This is a genomic window from Streptomyces sp. NPDC054796 (genome assembly GCF_053611545.1).
This window is the reverse complement of sequence record NZ_JBSHAO010000136.1, coordinates 1-3,086: the sequence shown is the minus strand read 5'-3', so window position 1 is coordinate 3,086 and position 3,086 is coordinate 1. Positions and strand designations below refer to the sequence as shown.

Here is a 3,086-nt window from a genome sequence, read left to right as displayed (position 1 = left end):
ACACCGTCCACCACACCCCCACCGCCCGCTCCCTGGCCGACCACCTCCCGGTGACTGTCTTCCTCGAACTCGACGCCCTTCCCCGGCAGGTGACGGCCGTATGAAAGCCGTCTCCGCCCCGCGCCCCCCCGGAAGGGAGGACGGCTGTAGAGGGTTGAAGACCGGCCCGAGCCCCGCGAGTGCCTTCCGCGCCCGACGGGCCGGAGACCGCCGCCCTACAGCCCTGCTCCGCAACCACTCACCCCTCGACCGGAAGGTGTCCCGCATGACCACGGTGACGATGATGGGCTGGAACATCGAAAAGGGCGTCAACTGGCGCGCCGCTGTCGCCTTCATTCGCGAAATCGGACCCGACATCCACTTCCAGCAGGAAGTCCAGCCCGGCCAGCTCCAGGAACAAGCCGACCTGCTGAACATGGACGGCTACCCCGCCACTCCCACATCGCGCATCAGCACCAACAACAACGCCATCTTCCTCAGCAAGACCGGCCCCTTCGCCTGCGCCGAGACCTACGACCATCCCTGGGCGCCGTGGAAGGCCCCCGCCAACATCGCCGTCCGGCTCCGCGCGAAGGACGGCACCCTCAGCCCCCGCCAGCTCAGCCTCGTGTGCGGGCACGCCTGCTACTGGTCATCCGACATCCGCATGATCGAAGCCCAGTGGTGCTCCACCCTCGCCAAACCCGGCTGGCTCGCCCTCCACTTCTGGGACTGGAACAGCTACCGCGCCGGAGAAGGCGGCGACTGGCAGGACTACACCGACCACGCCTACGTCGCCAACCGCACCTACCAGGACAACGGGACACGGCACAGCGACGACCGGCCTGACCGCGAAATGCTCGCCGCCGGATACATCGAACTCGCCCGCCACGCCTCCGAACACCTCGGCCAGCCCGAAGCGATGAACCCCACCGCCGGATACCGCACCCACCACGGACGGCCACCCGGCCTCTACTGCATCGACCGCACCTACATGAGCGGCGAACTCGCCCCCGCCCTCACCCACTACGAAGTGGTCGACACCCCCCACCTGCGCCGCCTCTCCGACCACCTCCCCACCATCGCCACCTACGACCTCGACACCTTCCACGCCATCCTCCACCGCCCCACCCGCCTCTACACCCCCACCCACACCACACCGGCACGGGCCGTATGAGCCAAGGCAAGACCGCGCGCTGGCACCCAGGCGGAGTGCGGCCCATAACGCCCCCCGGGGGCGCCTCGTACCAGCTCGACACCTGCAGCGGAAGGAAATCAAGATCATGATCACGGATGAGCTGGTGGCCGTGATCGACGGGGCCACGGACAAGAGTGGACGGGAGTACGGAGGGCTGACCGGCGGTGCGCGTGCGGCCCAGTGTGTCCGCGACGCCCTCGCCCGCATGGCGCCCGGCACGACGCCCGGTGACGCGGTGGAGCAGATCACGGCGGCACTCGCCGAGCTGAGCACCCAGGGGGGTGTTCCGGCAGGCGACACCGTCGCGCCCAGTGCGGTCGCGGCCGTTGTGGTGCCCTCCCTCCGTCCCGTCTGGCGCGTCGGCGACGTCCACGTGGCACTGCGGCACGGAACAGCCTGGTGGCACCTGCACGCGGCGAAGCGCGTCGACGACGTGCCGGCCGGCGCCCGTGCCGCCTATACACACGGTGTGCTCGCGGGCGGCCGGTCCGGAGAGGAAATCGCGGAGCACGATCCGGGCCGTGCGGTCATCCTGCCGGTCCTCAAGGAGCAGGGACGGGTGGCAGGCCGTGCGGGCACGTTCGGCTACGGCATCCGCCTATCTCCGGTTCCCCGTGCGCCACCGTCTGTTCGTCCTGCCCGGTCTCGGCCAGGCCCACACCGGGTGGCACCCATGCGCGCCCTTCCGTCTTATGCCCTTCCTTGAGAAACACGAACGAGCGTGATGAAACACAGCCTACTGAGCGACGTCAGTGAACGCCCGGCCCCGTCGAACGTGTCCGGTCTCCCCCACCCGGTCCCCTCACCGGACCAGCCCGTCACATCCGGCAGCCGGTTTTGGGCGCTGACACCGGAGGTCCCCGCCTATCCCGGAGTGCGGCGGGAGCGGAACTGGGGAGGCGTACGGGTCTACCGCGGCGCACGCCTCCCCACGGCGCTGCGCAGCTACGCCGCCCCGGCACATACCGTCGAGCGGCTGGCGGAGGATGTGCTCAACGGTGTCCCCGTGGTTCCTCCCCAACGACGACATGTCCGGCAGCGCCTGCACTCGTATCAGATTCCGCGTGTCGAGGCGATCGATGCCGCGCATGCCAGCGGCTGCCCCGGCTACCTGCTGGTCGCACCGACGGGCAGCGGAAAGACCGCGATGGCGGTGAGCGGGCTGGGACAGCGGCCCCTCGACACCGTGCTGGTGATCACCAAGCACGGCATCATCCCGGCCTGGCTGCGCAGCATCGACACCTTCGGCGCCGGTCAACGTTGGGTGGTCATCAACCCGGAGCGGCTGTGGCAGGTTTTCACCCACCACCAGCTGGTGCTGGCCAGCTTGACACCTGATCGTGCCGCAGAAGCCGCCGCTGCCGAAGGGATCCCCCATATATCGTTCGACGCGGTGATCGTGGACGAGTCGCAGATACTCGCCCACCCCGATTCCCTGCGCTCCCGCCTGGTGCACCGGCTCACCCACCCTGAGAGAGGCCGCCCGCCGTTCGTCGTCGCGGCCTCTGCCACGCCGTTCTCCTCCCTGTCCGAGACGGCGTACGCCGCCGAGCTGATCGCCTACGCGGCGCGAGCCGAAGCACCCGCGGATCTGACGGGCGGGGCGTACCTGGACTGGATCGCTTCCCTGCGGGTCACTGACAATGACGGGACCAAGCGCGCGGTGAGTGACGTCGACACCGTGAAGGAGCTGCTGTACCGGCGGGGGGTGGGCTCGTCGGCGACGGTTCAGGACCTCGGGCTGCCGGCGCAGCAGCGTGAGCTGCACCCGGTCCACCTGTCGGAGGCCGACCGCCGCCGCTACGACCTGGCGTGGGGGCAGTTCCTGCAGCTCCATGATCCAGCCGCGGAGTCGATGGAGGAGGAAGAAGACTCCTCCTCGGCGCGCGGCCGTGCCCTGCAGCTGGTG

Annotated in this window: 3 protein-coding genes; all 3 read left to right on the top strand. The window is 69.4% G+C overall.

The annotated features are described in order from the left end of the window. The first annotated feature begins 265 nt into the window (after positions 1-265). Entirely contained in the window at positions 266-1,156 is an 891-nt protein-coding gene (locus ACWGJ2_RS40115) for an endonuclease/exonuclease/phosphatase family protein (RefSeq protein ID WP_453351359.1), read from the top strand. A 106-nt stretch (positions 1,157-1,262) separates the two neighbouring features. Further along, positions 1,263-1,883 (top strand): hypothetical protein, encoded by a 621-nt coding sequence (locus ACWGJ2_RS40110; RefSeq protein WP_453351358.1) that lies wholly within the window; start codon positions 1,263-1,265, stop codon positions 1,881-1,883. A gap of 15 nt (positions 1,884-1,898) precedes the next feature. After that, the coding region (locus ACWGJ2_RS40105) for a DEAD/DEAH box helicase family protein (protein WP_453351357.1) at positions 1,899-3,086 on the top strand (1,188 nt) is incomplete at its 3' end.